Here is a 254-nt window from a genome sequence, read left to right on the forward strand (position 1 = left end):
CGCCATGTGTCGTGGCGCTGGAGGCCTGTGGCGGCGCACACCACTGGGCGCGAGAGATCAGTAAGCTGGGCCACACGGTGCGGCTGATCCCGCCGGCTTACGTCAAGCCCTTCGTCAAGCGGCAAAAGAACGACGCGGCGGATGCCGAGGCGATCTGCGAAGCGGCGCAGCGACCGGGCATGCGCTTCGTGCCGGTGAAGACCGAGACGCAGCAGGCGAACGCCCTCGTATTCCGGACCCGCGACTTGCTGGTG

At 67.7% G+C, this 254-nt stretch carries 1 pseudogene; it reads left to right on the forward strand.

Going from position 1 to position 254, the window contains the following annotated elements:
• Window positions 1-254: pseudogene (locus Q7A36_RS41400) on the forward strand (IS110 family transposase); the annotation flags it as partial.

Origin of the sequence: Paracraurococcus lichenis, from assembly GCF_030657435.1 — a bacterium.
GTDB classification, from domain to species: Bacteria; Pseudomonadota; Alphaproteobacteria; order Acetobacterales; family Acetobacteraceae; genus Paracraurococcus; species Paracraurococcus lichenis.